13 protein-coding genes are annotated in these 13,812 nt (G+C 73.6%); 9 read left to right on the top strand and 4 right to left on the bottom strand.

The features are described 5' to 3' along the window. Nucleotides 1-316 precede the first annotated feature (316 nt). On the bottom strand, nt 317-1,735 hold the full coding sequence (locus OG899_RS23915) for a DUF6421 family protein (protein ID WP_189427614.1): 1,419 nt from the start codon (nt 1,733-1,735) through the stop codon (nt 317-319). Between the two features lie 438 nt (nt 1,736-2,173). Between OG899_RS23915 and OG899_RS23910 the strand changes: the two genes are divergently transcribed. After that, nucleotides 2,174-2,857: a glycerophosphodiester phosphodiesterase family protein gene (locus tag OG899_RS23910; protein WP_125497361.1), complete on the top strand. Its 684-nt coding sequence runs from the start codon at nt 2,174-2,176 to the stop codon at nt 2,855-2,857. 184 nt (nt 2,858-3,041) lie between these two features. On the opposite strand, the gene OG899_RS23905 is transcribed toward OG899_RS23910, so the two are convergent. After that, nucleotides 3,042-3,581 carry a GNAT family N-acetyltransferase gene (locus OG899_RS23905; RefSeq protein WP_125497360.1) on the bottom strand — a complete coding sequence of 180 codons (540 nt, stop codon included), beginning with the start codon at nt 3,579-3,581 and terminating at the stop codon, nt 3,042-3,044. Nucleotides 3,582-3,874: 293 nt separating this feature from the next. Between OG899_RS23905 and OG899_RS23900 the strand changes: the two genes are divergently transcribed. Further along, a complete protein-coding gene (locus OG899_RS23900) occupies nt 3,875-4,270 on the top strand; it encodes a VOC family protein (protein WP_125497359.1) in 396 nt (131 codons plus the stop codon). 152 nt (nt 4,271-4,422) lie between these two features. Continuing rightward, on the top strand, nt 4,423-5,247 hold the full coding sequence (locus OG899_RS23895) for a VOC family protein (protein ID WP_406311133.1): 825 nt from the start codon (nt 4,423-4,425) through the stop codon (nt 5,245-5,247). A 119-nt stretch (nt 5,248-5,366) separates the two neighbouring features. On the opposite strand, the gene OG899_RS23890 is transcribed toward OG899_RS23895, so the two are convergent. Beyond that, a complete protein-coding gene (locus OG899_RS23890; RefSeq protein WP_229813715.1) occupies nt 5,367-6,044 on the bottom strand; it encodes a MarR family winged helix-turn-helix transcriptional regulator in 678 nt (225 codons plus the stop codon). Then, nucleotides 6,041-7,726 (bottom strand): FUSC family protein, encoded by a 1,686-nt coding sequence (locus tag OG899_RS23885; RefSeq protein ID WP_206345166.1) that lies wholly within the window; start codon nt 7,724-7,726, stop codon nt 6,041-6,043. Before OG899_RS23885 ends, OG899_RS23890 begins: the two co-directional genes overlap by 4 nt. Before the next feature lie 222 nt (nt 7,727-7,948). On the opposite strand from OG899_RS23885, the gene OG899_RS23880 reads away from it, so the two are divergent. From OG899_RS23880 to OG899_RS23855, 6 genes are all read left to right on the top strand, one after another. Next, on the top strand, nt 7,949-8,533 hold the full coding sequence (locus OG899_RS23880) for a DUF5134 domain-containing protein (RefSeq protein ID WP_189427615.1): 585 nt from the start codon (nt 7,949-7,951) through the stop codon (nt 8,531-8,533). Nucleotides 8,534-8,770: 237 nt separating this feature from the next. Further along, nucleotides 8,771-9,706, top strand: a complete 936-nt coding sequence (locus tag OG899_RS23875) for a M56 family metallopeptidase (RefSeq protein WP_125497356.1) — start codon at nt 8,771-8,773, stop codon at nt 9,704-9,706. Between the two features lie 279 nt (nt 9,707-9,985). After that, entirely contained in the window at nt 9,986-10,690 is a 705-nt protein-coding gene (locus tag OG899_RS23870) for a phosphatase PAP2 family protein (protein WP_125497355.1), read from the top strand. A gap of 88 nt (nt 10,691-10,778) precedes the next feature. Continuing rightward, nucleotides 10,779-11,405 carry an HAD-IA family hydrolase gene (locus OG899_RS23865; RefSeq protein WP_406311197.1) on the top strand — a complete coding sequence of 209 codons (627 nt, stop codon included), beginning with the start codon at nt 10,779-10,781 and terminating at the stop codon, nt 11,403-11,405. 199 nt (nt 11,406-11,604) lie between these two features. After that, the gene (locus OG899_RS23860; RefSeq protein ID WP_125500659.1) at nt 11,605-12,291 is read left to right on the top strand and encodes a TetR/AcrR family transcriptional regulator; all 687 of its coding nucleotides are present in this window, start codon (nt 11,605-11,607) and stop codon (nt 12,289-12,291) included. A 139-nt stretch (nt 12,292-12,430) separates the two neighbouring features. After that, nucleotides 12,431-13,780, top strand: a complete 1,350-nt coding sequence (locus OG899_RS23855; RefSeq protein WP_125500658.1) for an FAD-dependent oxidoreductase — start codon at nt 12,431-12,433, stop codon at nt 13,778-13,780. Nucleotides 13,781-13,812: the final 32 nt, after the last annotated feature.

Here is a 13,812-nt window from a genome sequence, read left to right as displayed (position 1 = left end):
CTGCGACTCGCACGCCCTGCTCGTCGGAGACGGCGAGCGGGATCCCGGCCGTGTGCCCGCGAGGCGGATGCGGCGTCGGGGCCTTGTGTCCGCCCCGTCGGGATGCCCGTGCCCCCGGCAGTCCGGGCCCGGATCATCCGGTGGCCGCAACGGACGCCGCAGACGTACGTGAGGAAGTCGGGCCGCGGCTGGGAGGCCGCCTCACCACCGTCGCCTCCACGACGGCCGCTGAGGCGAGGGCAGGGCGCGGGACGCCGCCCCGCCTCGGGCCGAGGCCCCCACCTTCCGGTGAGGGCCCACCAGGCGGTCGAGGCGTTCAGGACGCCTTGCGGCCGGCGACGTCGACCTCGGAGTCCGGGGCGTTCGCGCGGATGCCCTTGGTCGACGCGATCACGCGCTTCAGCTTCTTGGCCAGCGCCTCGTAGAACATGCTCAGCGGGAACTCGTCCGGGAGCACCTCGTCGACGAGCTTGCGCGGCGGCTGGGTCAGGTCCAGGGCGTCGGGGCCCTTGGCCCACACCGAGCCCGGGTGCGGGGCGAGGTAGCGGGAGACCAGCTCGTACCCGGCGAACCAGTGCACCAGCTTGGGGCGGTCGATGCCGTCGCGGTACAACTTCTCGATCTCCGCGCACAGCTGGTTGGTGACCTGCGGGGCGCGCTCCCAGTCGATGGAGAGCTTGTTGTCCCGCCAGCGCACCACATCGTGCTGGTGCAGGTAGGCGAAGAGCAGCTGGCCGCCCAGGCCGTCGTAGTTGCGGACGCGTTCACCGGTGACCGGGAAGCGGAACATCCGGTCGAAGAGCACGGCGTACTGCACGTCACGCGCCTGCGGGACGCCCTCCTCGGCGAGCTGCACGGCCTCCTTGAAGGCGGTCAGGTCGCAGCGCAGCTCCTCCAGGCCGTACATCCAGAACGGCTGGCGCTGCTTGATCATGAACGGGTCGAAGGGCAGGTCGCCGTGGCTGTGGGTGCGGTCGTGGATCAGGTCCCACAGCACGAAGGCCTCTTCGCAGCGCTTCTGGTCGTGGACCATCGCGGCGATGTCCTCGGGCAGGTCGAGGCCCAGGATGTCGACGGCGGCGGCGGTGACCCGGCGGAAGCGGGCGGCCTCGCGGTCGCAGAAGATGCCGCCCCAGGAGAAACGTTCCGGCGCTTCGCGGACGGCGATGGTCTCCGGGAACAGCACGGCGGAGTTGGTGTCGTAGCCGGCCGTGAAGTCCTCGAAGGTGATGCCGCAGAACAGCGGGTTGTCGTAACGGGTGCGCTCCAGCTCGGCCAGCCAGTCGGGCCAGACCATGCGCAGCACGACCGCCTCCAGGTTGCGGTCCGGGTTGCCGTTCTGCGTGTACATCGGGAAGACGACCAGGTGCTGCAGGCCGTCCACACGGTTGGCGGCGGGCTGGAAGGCGAGCAGCGAGTCGAGGAAGTCCGGGACCTGGAAGCCGCCGCCGGCCCAGCGGCGCAGGTCTTCCACGAGCGCCGCGTGATAGGCGGCGTCGTGCGGCAGCAGCGGGGACAGCTCCTCCACGGCGCCGATCACCCGGCGCACGACCTCCTCGGCCTCCTGGCGGGCCGGGGCACCCTCGGCCTCGAAGTCGATCGAGCCGTCCTTGGACTGCCAGGGCCGGATGCGCTCCACGGCATCCTTGAGCACGGGCCACGCCGGGTGCTCGATCACCCTGACTTCCGGAGGATTCTTCTCCTCCGCACCCACCTGCACAAGAATTTCCGTCATGTCCAACCCTCCACAGGAGATGCTCTCGCCCTGCGACCGTATACATGCATCCTTTCTCTCAGCAAGGGCTTGATCAGAAAATCGTCCTGCGAATAGCCTTGACGACCGCCCATCTTCCCGCCACTCCTCCGAGCGACGCCCACCCGGACTAGCCCACTCGAGTGAAGGTCGGCCGCACGGCAGCGGCAGACGCCGGAGCCGGGCCCCGCTGGGACGGCGCCACGCGGGCGCGGGTCAACCGCCCGGGAGACGCGCCCACCCCGGGGTGAGCCCGAGTCGGCCTGGCGCCTGGTAGCCGGGCCGTCGCCTCGAGCACTTCACTCAGTGCAGACTCCGTCGCGTTGTGTCACGGTTAGGCTGCGGCACTGCCGCGTGGACGACGAGGTCCCCGAGGTCCGCGTGCGTCACGAGCCGCCGTCGACGGAAGCGAGTTGAACGTTGAACTTCCTTACCATCGGTCACCGCGGAGTCATGGGTGTCGAGCCCGAGAACACCCTCCGGTCCTTCGTCGCCGCCGAACGGGCCGGCCTCGACGCCATCGAGCTCGACCTGCATCTGAGCAAGGACGGCGCACTGGTCGTCATCCACGACCCGGAGGTGGACCGCACGACCGACGGCAGCGGCGCCGTCGCCGACAAGACGCTCGCCGAACTGCGTGCCCTGGACGCCGGGCGCGGCGAGCGGATCCCGGTCTTCGAGGAGGTGCTCGACGCGGTGCGGGCGCCGCTGCAGGCCGAGATCAAGGACGTGGCGGCGGCCGCGGCGCTGGCCGAGGTCATGCACCGCCGCGACCTGGTCTCCCGGGTGGAGGTGCTGTCGTTCCACGACGAGGCGCTCACCGAGATCGCCCGCCTGGTGCCCGGGGTGCGCACCGCGCTGGTCGCCGACCGCTACGGCAGCGAGGTCGTCGGGCGGGCCCGCGCGGCCGGCGCCGGCACGCTGGTGCTCGACATCCGCCGGCTGACCCTGGAGATCGTCGAGGAGGCCCGTGCGGCGGATCTGCGCATCATCGGCTGGGTGGTCAACACCCTGGACGAGCTGCGGCTGGCCCGGGCCTTCGAGCTGGACGGGGTGACCACCGACCGGCCGGAGATCAAGCGCACCAGCCGCTTCACGGCATGAGGGTCTCCGGCCGCCACCGTCCCGGTGTGAGCCCGACAGGCCGCCACCGTCCCGGTGTCGGCACGAGCGGCCGCTGCCGTCCTGATGCACGGTCCCACGGGCGCCCTCCCCGAGCGAGGGCGTCCGGCCGCTGCCTGCCCGCCGTCACGCCCGTTCCTTGTGGTCAGCCAGTTCCTCGACGCTGTCAGGCCAGTTCCTTGACCAGCAGCTCGAACTCCAGGTCGTCGCGGAGCGGGATGCCGAAGCGCTCGTCACCGTACGGGAAGGGCGTCCTCTCGCCCGTGCGGCGGTAGCCGCGGCGCTCGTACCAGGCGATCAGGTCCTCGCGCACGGAGATCACCGTCATCCGCATCTCCCGCACACCCCACCGCAGCCGTGCCTGCCGCTCCGCCTCCGCGATGACGCGCTTGCCCAGACCGGCGCCCTGCAGCGTCGGGCTGACGGCGAACATGCCGAAGTAGGCGTGGTCACCGCGGTGTTCCAGCTGGCAGCAGGCGACCACCCGGCCGTCGCGCTCCACCATGAGCACCGTGCTGCCGGGCGTCTCGATCGCGGCCCGCACGCCCTCGGCGTCGGTGCGCTGCCCGTCGAGGATGTCCGCCTCGGTGGTCCACCCGGCCCGGCTGGCCTCCCCTCGGTACGCCGACTCCACCAGCGCCACCAGGGTGTCGACGTCGGCGACGGTCGCGTCACGGAAGCTGAGGTCGGTGGCGACGGTGTCCATGGAACAGCCTTTCGGTCACTCGGGCGCTGGGCAGCACCGAGCCTAACCTCAGCGTCCTGACCGGCATTCCCCCACACTTCCCCGCACTCCCTGTGCCCCCGTGACTTCCCCGCACTCCCTGCGCCCCCGTGGACGCGCGGCACCGTGCCCGTCCCTCGCGGGACGGACCAGGAGGCGTCCGGCCCCACACCGGGGGCGGGCCCGCCGTCGGTGGCGGTGCACGCACCGGTGCCGGCGCTGGTGCCGCGCGCCGTCCTCCCGCGCACGGTGGAAGAGCCCCTAGGCTCCGCCGCATGGTGCATGTACTGAGCAGCCGGATCCTGCTGCAGCCCACCGACCCCGAGCGCTCCCGCGCCTTCTACGGCGAGCAGCTGGGCCTGCCCGTCTACCGCGAGTTCGGCACGGGTCCGGACCGCGGCACCGTCTACTTCCTCGGCGGCGGCTTCCTGGAGCTGTCGGGGCGCCGCGACGACGCCCCGCGCTCTCCCGCGACACGCATCTGGCTCCAGGTCGCCGACGTGGCCGCGGTGCACGAGGAACTGCGCACCAAGGGCGTCGACATCGTGCGCCCGCCGGTGCAGGAGCCGTGGGGGCTGATCGAGATGTGGATCGCCGATCCGGACGGTACGCCCATCGTGCTGGTCGAGGTGCCGGCGGACCATCCGTTGCGGTTCCGGCCGGGCATCTGAGGTCTCGCGGGCGGCACCGGACGCGGGCCCCGCGGCGGGGCGGGCCCGCTTCCGGACGCGTACGGCGGGTTTCCCGGCCAGACGATCTCCGCTGGCCACCGTCGGTGACGACGGCTAGCGTTTCCGTGAGGGCGAGCTTGCCGGAGGATGCCATGGAGTTCGACAAGCCGGTGATCGGCGGTCCCTGCTGGGCGGAACTGGGCACCAGCGACCTCCAGGCCGCCAAGCGGTTCTACGGGGAGGTGTTCGGCTGGCAGTGCGGCGAGCCGGATCCCCGGCCGGAGCTGCGCGGCTACACCGTCGCTCGCCTGGCGGACGCCGCTGTCGCCGGACTCGGCCCTCTCTACCGGCCCACCCAGCCGGTGGCCTGGAACGTGTCCTTCGCGGTGAGCGACGCCGACGCCGCCACGAACAAGGTGGTGGAGGCCGGCGGGACGGTGATCCGCGGGCCGATGGACATCTTCGACGAGGGCCGGCGCACCGTCGCCCTCGACCCGTCCGGTGCCGCCTTCCAGCTGTGGCAGGCCCGGGAGTTCGCCGGCGCCCAGGTGTTCAACCGGCCCGGTGCACTGGGCTGGGTCGAGCTGGCCACCCGGGACGTCAAACGGGCCCGGGTCTTCTACGAGACGGTGTTCGGCTGGAGCGTCAACGCCTCGGAGTGGTACACGCAGTGGGGCCTGCGCGGCATGGACTTCGGAGGCGTGACGGCGCTGCACCACCGCTTCCCCGCGGATGTGCCTCCGCACTGGCTGCCGTACTTCGCGGTGGAGGACGTCGACGCCGCCACCGAGGTCGCCGTCCGGGCCGGCGGCCGCGCGCTGCAGGAACCGACCTCCGTCGAGGGCGGCCCACGCCTCGCGGTGCTGCGGGACGGACAGGGTGCCGCCTTCGGCATCTATCAGACGGAGACGGAGGACGAGCAGACCGAGCAGAACGAGCAGGATCAGCGGGACCGGCGGGACGAAGCGCGGCAGTAGGCCGGCACCGCAAAACGGCACGGGTGGGAACGTCACGGACGGGCCGCGTCCGCTCGGACCGGGTCCGGACACGGGGTGCGGTCCCGCGGTCGTGCGGAGTCCGGATGCCCGGGCGACGGTCAGAGCCGCAGCGCGCCGGCACGGCCTTCCAGGCGGCCCAGCAGCTCGGACAGCAACGCGGCCAGTTCGTCACGACCGTGGGGAGCCAGGCCCGCGAGGACGGACCGTTCGTGGGCGAGCTGCTCGGGCAGCAGTCCGTCCACGAGATCGCGTCCGGCGTCGGTCAGACGGACGTGGGCGACCCGGCGGTCCCGGGTGTCGCCGCGGCGTTCCACCAGTCCGCGTTCGGTGAGTTGTTTGAGCCGTTTGGTGACCGCCGCTCCGGAGGAGAAGGTCTCCCGCGCCAGTTCCCCCGGGGTCAGTTCGTGTCCGGTGCGCCGCAGCGCGCCGAGCAGGTCGAACTCCGGGCGGCTCAGGCCCGCCCGGCGCAGCGGTGCGTCCTCGGCCTGCTGGAGCAGCGCGGCGCACCGGTTGATGCGTCCGATGATCTCCATGGGCGCGGTGTCCAGGTCGGGGTGGACGGCACGCCACTGACGGACGACCGTGGCGACGGTGTCGTCGGGCCGGGCGTGTCTCTCCTCGGGCGCCGGTGAACTCGGCCCCTCGGGCGCCGGTGAGCCCGGAACCTCGGGCGCCGATGAACCTGGCCCCCCGGTCGCCGGTGAGCCCTGGGCGTCGACCGTCTCCTCCGCCCTGCCCGCCGTCGCGGATGCCCGCCGTCCGTCGCGTGCCGTCATGGCTGTGCGTCCTCCGTGATGCTCCCCGTGTTCGCCTCCGGGGCGTGCAGGCCCAGGCGGCGTACCGTCGCGGCGAGCGTACGGTGTCCGTCTTCCTCGGTGCGCATGACCTGCTCCTGGGGCAGCGAGCGCGGCCACCACTCACCCGACGCGGCGTCGGCGGTGGCGCGCAGCTCCACGAGTGCGTCGGCCAGTCGCTGCCGGGCGGCGTCCAGGGCGGCGGGCTCCGGGCGTTCCTGAGCGAGCAGACGCACCGTGTGCTCGCGGGCGGTGTCGGCGGTGGTGAGCGCCTGCCGGACACGGTGCCCCGCCTTGCGGTCGACGACGACGAGCGCGGCGGCGAAACCGACCAGTGCGCCCACGAGGGTGTCCGCGATCCGCTCGCCGATCAGCTCGCCCGCCGGGTGGGAGCCGCCGAACTCGCTGACCAGCAGCGCCATCGGGGTGACGCAGACCGAGCCGAGCCAGTAGTTGCGGCTGATCAGGGCCTCGGCACCGAAGGCGCACGCCAGCAGGCACAGCACGAGGGCCACCTCGCTCCGGTGCACCAGGGGGCTGAGGGCGGCGAAGACGAGGACGCCGACGACATTGCCGACGACACGCTGGATGCTGCGGTTCCAGGTGTGGCTGAGGTTGACCTGGTGGAGGGCGGCGGCCGTGGTCACGGCCCATGCGGGACGGCCGATGCCCAGCGCGACGGAGGCGTATCCGGCGAGCGCGCAGCCCAGTGCGGTGCGGACGACGAACGGAACGAGCGGGGCGAGCCGGCAGCGCCAGGGGCGGTGGGGTCCGGTCGGTCCGGTGTGCGCGCCGAGCGGGTCCTCGTCGGCCTCGGCCGCCCCGACGAGGACGGGCGGCACGGTCCGGGCGGTGCTCAGCTCGTGCGCCCAGACGCGCAGGGGCCCGGGGTCGGTGTCCGCGGGTGCGGCGAGCGCGACCTCGGCGCGGATCAGCAGCCGCTCCAGGGCGCGCCGCTGGGGGGTGCGGGTGCCCGCGGCCCGCAGAGTCTGCCAGGCCGTCCGCACAGCGGCGGCCGCGGTGGCGCGGGCCCGCTGATGGCCCTCGTCCGTGCCGCGGGTGGCGGCGTACGCGGCGGCGGCGCGCAGTGCCTGTGCGGTGACCCGGCGTTCCGGGCCGTACGGGCGCAGCAGTCCGGGCGCCATGCCGACCACCCATGCCCACGCGGCCGCGGCCAGGGCGAGACCCACATGGCCGGGGAGCTGCTCCAGCCGCTCGGGGACGAACAGCGAGCCGGTGGTGACGAAGGTGAGCACGACATTGCCCGGCGGGCCGATCCGAGCGGCGTCGCACAGTGCCTTCTGCGCGGCGGCCATCAGCGCGCCGACGGTGACCAGGACCCACGGGTCGGTGGTGAGCGAGGCGGCGAGCAGGGCGAGGGCCAGTCCGCCGACCATGCCGAGCACCATCCAGGCCAGGACGCGGGCACGGGCGCGGTAGGGACGGTTGTGGGCGTACAGGGCGCACAGCGACCCGGGCATGGTGTACATGACCAGGTCGAGCCGACCGAGGGCGAGCAGTGTCAGGGCAGGCGGGGCCTGGGAGACGACGACGCTCAGCGCGGGCTTGAACCAGATGTCCGAGGGGCGGCCGAGCCGCAGCACACCGGCCGGCGCGAGGCGCCGGAGAAGACGGGATCCGGAGGTCGGGGTCGCGCTGCTCATGCCTATAACATTAACAGGTGTTTTACTGGTAAAAGATTCTTCGGGTCCCGATCTCCGGCGCAGGGCGAGAGGGAGCGGGCACTGGACGACGGGAGCGTCGCGCACTCTCGTCGTGCTCCTGCGTGCCCCTGTGCGCTCGTGTGCGCAGACCGTGTGGCGGGCATCGCTCGAACGACAGACCGGGCGCCGCGGGGGTCCGAACAGCCGATCGGGGAGGTGGGGGTGCAGGCGACGGCCGCACTGAGCTGGCTGCTGGTGGCACTGTGCACGGCGACCGGGACCTACTGTCTGCTGCGGATGCGCAGCCAGATCGCCGAGCAGCGACGGACGGCGGGCGGCGAGGCCCTCATGGGGTTCGGGATGGCCGCCATGGCCGTGCCCGCGGCGGTGTTCACCCCGCCGGACTGGGTCTGGTGGGTCTGCGCCGCCGTCTTCGGCGCCGCCGCACTGCCCGACCTGTGGCGGGCGCGGAAGTGTCCGCACCATCTGCATCACCTGGTCGGGGCGGGCTCGATGGTCTACATGTCCCTGTCGATGGCCGGCTCGCCCGGGCCCCACCACCACCACGCGCACGGCGGATCCGGGACACCCGTGGTCACCGGCGTCCTGCTGCTCTACTTCGCCGGGTACGTCCTGCTGTCCGGTGTCCGGCTGATACCGGCTGCCCGTCCCGCCGGGGCCGGGTCGACGGCGGACACCGGCGTCACGGACAGCGGAGGTCCGGGCTGGGGCGACCGACCTGAGCTGGCACGGGCCTGCCGCCTGTCGATGGGGATGGCGATGGTGGCGATGCTGCTGACCATGTGACGGGCGGCCGTGTCCGTGCGAACGGCACCGACGGCGCCGTCCTCTGCAGGGGCGCACGCGGGACGCCGACGTCACCGGTCCCGGGCAGGGGCGGCGCACGGGGGGGGATGCTGCCGACACGGTCCCGGGCGGGCACCCGCGAGGAAGACGCACGGCACCGCACCGCGGCCGTTATCTCGGTCACTTCGCCGCTCGGTTCCGTACCCATGAGCGCGGGACCGCTCCTATGGTGCTCGCATGATGGTCCCCGCGGTGCTGTTGCTGCTCGGCGCCCTCACCGCCGTCGTCGCTCCCCGTCTGCTCGCCCGGGCCGACTGGGCGGAGAGGGAACCGGTGGTGGCGCTGTGGGTGTGGCAGTGCGTGGTGGTCGCCGTCCTGCTGTGCTGCGCGCTGTCGATGACCCTGAGCGCGGCGGCGGCCTGGCAGGCGGTGCGCGGTCATGTCTTCGCGCCGGCGCCACGCGGAGTGGTGGAGGCCTACGCCTTCGGCACGGCCGGCGCCTGGGCGCCCGTCACCGCGGTGACGCTCGCGTGCGGTGCCGTGTGGAGCGCGGCGATGCTGGTCCGCGAGATCGTGCGGGCCCGGGCCCGGCGGCGGCACCGGCGTGCCGAACTCCTCGAGCGGGCCCCGCTGCTGCCCGGCGAGGAACCAGGCACGGGCCGGCTCGTGGTGCTGGAGAGCGACCGGCCGGAGGCCTGGTGGCTGCCCGGTGCGGCGCCCCGGCTGGTGGTCACCACGGCCGCGCTGCGCCGACTGAAGGGACGGCAGCTGGACGCCGTGCTCGCGCACGAGCAGGGGCACGCGCGTGCCCGGCACGACTGGCTGCTGCACTGCTCGGCCGCGTTGGCGGAGGGTTTCCCTCAGGTGCCGGTGTTCGCCGCGTTCCGGGACGAGATGCACCGCCTGGTCGAACTCGCCGCCGACGACATGGCGTCGCGCCGCTTCGGCCGGCTGACCACCGCGCTCGCACTGGTGGAACTGAACGAGGAACGGGGAGTGTTCGGCCCCTGCCCCGCCGCGCAGGCGCAGGTGCCGCAGCGCGTACACCGCCTGCTCACGCCGTGGAACCGGCTGCCCGCGCTGCGGCGTCTGCGGCTGACGGCGGTCGCCTCGCTGGTGCCCGCCGTGCCCGTGCTGGTGGCTGTCGTACCGGGGCTGCGGGCCCTGGGCTGACACCCGACCCGCCGACGGCCGACGGGAGAAGACGACGCACGCAGGACCTGCTGCCACCCGAGCCGGGACGGAGACGGAGGCAGGCCGGCACGGAGGCGGGGCCGACCGGCTCGCGCAGCGACCGACGGGACCGTGCGTCCCTTCCCGCAACTCCCTCAACGCTTCCCCGCATGGTCCGCTCCGGCGGGACCGTCAGCGGATCGCTCCCGCGGATCCTCCGTTCGCGTGTTCGGCCGGTGGCACGGTTTCACCCTCGGGCGGCCGGTCAGGATTCGCGGTATGCGTTCCGCGTCCGTCACCTCCGCGCCCGCGCCGACCGGTCCGCGCGGACCGCGGTCGCCCGTCTGCCGCGCGCTGTGCGTCCTCGCCGGGTGTTCCGCCGTGCTCTCGGCCCTGGTGGCCGCGCGGTGGACGCCGCTGATGCGGTGGGACGAAACGGTGGCGCGCATCGTCCACCACTGGGCGGTCGCCGAGCACGGCACGACCCGCGTCGCCCGCTTCCTCACCGACTGGGTGTGGGACCCGCTGACCCTGCGGCTGCTGTGCGTGGCGGTCGCGCTGGTGCTGGCCGTGCGGCGGCCGACCAGGTTCGATGCCCTGTGGCTGGTGGCCGCCGGTGCGCTGGGCCTGCTGCTGCAGTACGCCGTGAAGGCGGCGGTCGGCCGGCCACGCCCCGTCTGGCCGGACCCGGTGGACACCGCCCGCCAGGCGGCCTTCCCCTCGGGGCACGCCATGACCGCTGCGGTGGTGTGCGGGCTGCTGCTGTGGCTGCTGCACCGCCACCGCGCCGGGCGCGCCCTGTGGCCGGCGGCCGTGGTTCTCGCCGCGGTCTCGGTCGTGGGCGTGGGGCTGACCCGGGTCTGGCTGGGCGTCCACTGGCTCTCGGACGTGGTCGGCGGCTGGCTGCTGGGCGCGACCGTGGTGGCCGCCGCGGCGGCCGTGCACGATCCGGCGCGCAAGCGGTGGCCGGCGCACGTGCCGTAGGGAACGATGCTCCCCCTTGCTCGCTGTCCTCTTAGGCTTCTCCGGCACCCTCTTCCGCGTCGAGTCCGCCGAGTCCTGGCTGGGCGCCGTGCTGGACGAGGCCGGTCCGCCCCTCGATCCCGCGGCGCCGGCAGGGACGGCACGCGCTCTGGAGGAGGCCGGGGCGCTCCCGGCGGGGCACACCGCCCCGGCACCTCCCGGACGGCCTGGCCGAGCTGTGGCGGATCCGGGACCGCAGCGCCGAACTGCACCGGGCCGCCTGCACCGGTCTGTCCCGCCGGGTGCCCCTGCCCGATCCTGCGCTGCACGACGCGCTGTACGAACGGCACATGCCCCCGGCCGCCTGGTCCCCCTCCCCGGACGCCCCGAGGTGCTGCGCACCCTGCGCGAGCGCGGGGTCAAGGTGGGCGTGGTCAGCGACATCGGCTGGGATCTGCGCCCGGTGTTCCGGGAGCACGGCCTGGGCCCGTATGTCGACACCTACGTCCTGTCGTACGAGCACGGCGTCCAGAAACCGGACCCGAGGCTGTTCGAGAAGGCCTGCACTCGGCTCGGCGTCGATCCGCGGCAGGTGCTCATGGTGGGTGACAGCCGCGACGCGGACGGCGGGGCGTCGGCGCTCGGCTGCCCGGTCCACTTCGTGGACCATCGGCCGGTGGCCGAACGGCCGGACGGACTAGGGCCGGTGCTGGACCTGGTGGGACGGCCGGACTGAGCCTAGGCGCCGGACGCCGCGGGGCGGGCGGGGGCCCGAGATGTCGGCGCACAGCCGCCCGGGGACGACGAACGGCTCGTCCCGGACAATCCCCCGCATTGCCCGAGACGAGCCGACGCGCCGACCAGCACCGCGCCGGGGCGGCCGACCTGTGGAGAGTATAGTTGGCTGGCAGCCAGTCAATGCAAGGAGTTACACGGTGTCCCCCCGCAGCGCCTCGGCGAATGAAGAGTTGCGACGGCGTTCCCGGGAGCGGCTGCTGCAGGCGGCGGTCGAGCTGGTGAGCGAGCGCGGCTACGACGCGACGACCCTCGGCGACATCGCCGACCGGGCCGGATCGGCCCGCGGACTGGTGTCGTACTACTTCTCCGGCAAGCGGCAGTTGGTGCAGTCCGCCGTGCACCGGTTGATGCATCTGACGCTGCAGGAGGCACTGGAGCGCGATCCGCACACCGAGGACGGCCAGGAGCGGCTGGCCCGCGCGATCGACGCGATCCTCGGCCTGGCCCGGGACCGGCCGGTGCTGATGCGCCAGCACATGGCGGGCATCCTGCAGGCCGAGGGGTTCGTGCAGTGCCCGGAGCAGCAGCGGCTGGCCCATCTGCTGCGGGACACCGTGGCCCGCAACGGCTCCTCGGACGTAGACGGCGACTATCGCAGGCTGCGCTCCCAGCTCATGGGGGCGGTCTACACGGCGCTGATCCCGGGTGCGCCGATGCCGGTGGCGGCGCTGCGGGCGGAGTTGTTCGAACGGTACCGGCTCGACTGGCGCCTGGGTGTGCCCCCGCACGGCGGCAGGGACGACGCCGGCCCCGGCGGCACGCAGGACTCCCCCACCGGTGCCACCGGCACCTCGGGGCCGTCGGCCGGACGGTCGGAGCGGTAGGGGTCCGGGCGCTGTCGGCCGTGGCGCCCGGGCGCTGACACGCCCGCCCGGCGTCCTCCCACTCCCCGCGCGGGGTCGCCTGCTGCCATGCTGGAGGCATCAGCGATCTCCTCCGACCGCCGGGGTAAGGAGTTCCGCCGTGCTGCGTGTCGCCGTCGTCGGCTCGGGGCCGAGCGGGTGCTACACCGCTCAGAGCCTCGTCCAGCAGGACTCCTCGGTACGCGTCGACGTCCTGGACCGGTTGCCGTGCCCGTACGGGCTGGTGCGCTACGGGGTGGCGCCGGACCACGAGAAGATCAAGTCCCTGCAGAACAGCCTGCGCACGGTGCTGGAGCACGAGCGGGTCCGCTTCCTGGGGTGCGTGCAGGTCGGCGGCCCCGGCGGGCTGCCGATCGGCCGGCTGCGGGAGCTGTACCACGCGGTGGTGTACTGCGTGGGCGCGGCGGCCGACCGCCGTCTCGGCATTCCGGGCGAGGATCTGCCGGGGAGCTGGTCGGCGACCGAGTTCGTGTCCTGGTACAGCGCGCACCCGGACGCGGTGGACGCCGGGTATCTGCGGGGCGTGCGCAGCGCCGTGGTCGTCGGCGTGGGCAACGTGGCCGTGGACGTCGCCCGCATGCTGGCCCGCCGCCCCGAGGAGCTGACCGTCACCGACATGCCCGAGGCGGCCCTGGCCGCGCTGGCCGCCGGCACGGTGCGCGAGATCCACATGGTGGGCCGGCGCGGCCCGTCCCAGGCCCGCTTCACCACCAAGGAACTGCGCGAGCTGGGCTCCCTGCCCGGTGCCGAGGTCGTCGTGGATCCCGAGGAGCTGGCTCTGGATCCCGCGTACACCGACCCCTCGGGCCTTCCCGCCGCCCAGCGACGCAATGTCGAGGTGCTGCACGGGTGGGCGGACGCGGCGCCGCGGGATGCGGAGCGCCGTGTCCGGCTGCGGTTCTTCCTGCGGCCCGTCGAGGTCCTGGAACAGGGCGGCCGGGTGGCGGGCGTACGGTTCGAGCGGACGGTGCCCGACGGGCAGGGCGGCATCGCAGGGACGGGACGGTACGAGGACGTGGCCGCGCAGTTGCTGTTGCGCTCGGTGGGCTATCGCGGCGTGCCACTGGACGGGCTGCCGTTCGACGCGGTCACCGGCACCGTGCCGCACACGGAGGGGCGGGTGCTGCGCGACGGGACGGTCGCTCCGGGTGAGTACGTGGCGGGGTGGATCAAGCGGGGACCGACCGGTGTGATCGGCACCAACCGGCCGTGCGCGAAGGAGACGGTGACGTCGCTGCTCGCCGACGCGCCCGTGCTGGTACGGGACCGGGTGGTGCCCGAGGACGCCGTGGCGGTGCTGCGCGCCGACGGTGTGGAGCCGGTCGAGTGGGAGGGCTGGCAGGCGATCGAACGTGCCGAGGCACGGCTCGGGGCCTCGCTGGGGCGCGGCGTGGTCAAGCTCCCGGACTGGGAGTCGCTGCGGGCGGCGGCCGCCGGCCGGGAGGTGTGACCGGGGTGCCCGGGCGCGTGCGGTCCGGCGGG

The organism is Streptomyces thermoviolaceus (assembly GCF_045209695.1).
Classification (GTDB): domain Bacteria; phylum Actinomycetota; class Actinomycetes; order Streptomycetales; family Streptomycetaceae; genus Streptomyces; species Streptomyces thermoviolaceus.
The sequence above is the reverse complement of the archived record's forward strand: the minus strand, read 5'-3'. Positions and strand labels throughout refer to the sequence as shown.

Coding starts and splice junctions, on each gene's coding strand:
- OG899_RS23870 (WP_125497355.1), top strand. CDS start 9,986: ATGCGTTCCGCGTCCGTCACCTCCGCGCCCGCGCCGACCGGTCCGCGC.
- OG899_RS23900 (WP_125497359.1), top strand. CDS start 3,875: ATGGTGCATGTACTGAGCAGCCGGATCCTGCTGCAGCCCACCGACCCC.
- OG899_RS23885 (WP_206345166.1), bottom strand. CDS start 7,726: ATGAGCAGCGCGACCCCGACCTCCGGATCCCGTCTTCTCCGGCGCCTC.
- OG899_RS23895 (WP_406311133.1), top strand. CDS start 4,423: ATGGAGTTCGACAAGCCGGTGATCGGCGGTCCCTGCTGGGCGGAACTG.
- OG899_RS23905 (WP_125497360.1), bottom strand. CDS start 3,581: ATGGACACCGTCGCCACCGACCTCAGCTTCCGTGACGCGACCGTCGCC.
- OG899_RS23915 (WP_189427614.1), bottom strand. CDS start 1,735: ATGACGGAAATTCTTGTGCAGGTGGGTGCGGAGGAGAAGAATCCTCCG.
- OG899_RS23875 (WP_125497356.1), top strand. CDS start 8,771: ATGATGGTCCCCGCGGTGCTGTTGCTGCTCGGCGCCCTCACCGCCGTC.
- OG899_RS23890 (WP_229813715.1), bottom strand. CDS start 6,044: ATGACGGCACGCGACGGACGGCGGGCATCCGCGACGGCGGGCAGGGCG.